The sequence below is a fragment of the Priestia sp. TSO9 genome (assembly GCF_021029645.1).
Classification (GTDB): Bacteria; Bacillota; Bacilli; order Bacillales; family Bacillaceae_H; genus Priestia; species Priestia megaterium_E.
The window spans coordinates 1-246 of record NZ_JAJEKD010000057.1 but is presented as its reverse complement, the minus strand read 5'-3'; the positions used below and the strand labels follow the sequence as shown (position 1 = coordinate 246).

The 246-nt window shown below is 46.7% G+C and carries 1 protein-coding gene; it reads left to right on the top strand.

Annotated features, from left to right (window positions below):
* Positions 1-246: Ig-like domain-containing protein (locus tag LJC66_RS27620; protein ID WP_230933933.1), on the top strand; the 246-nt coding region annotated here is incomplete at both ends.

Here is a 246-nt window from a genome sequence, read left to right as displayed (position 1 = left end):
ACTTGAATTTTAATGGGACGGATCAGTTTACGGTATTGGTGTCGGATGGTCAAGGAGGAACGGCGGTTTCAACGGTGACCATTAACGTTATCCCTGTAAATGATCCCCCAATTACGTCCAATGTCAGTTTTACGATTGCGGAAGATAGCACGTTAATTAATCGAGTAGTGGCGGTAGATCCTGACGGAGACCCGTTAACGTTTAGCCTGCAAACAACGCCAGGCAACGGAGTAGCTGTGGTGAATA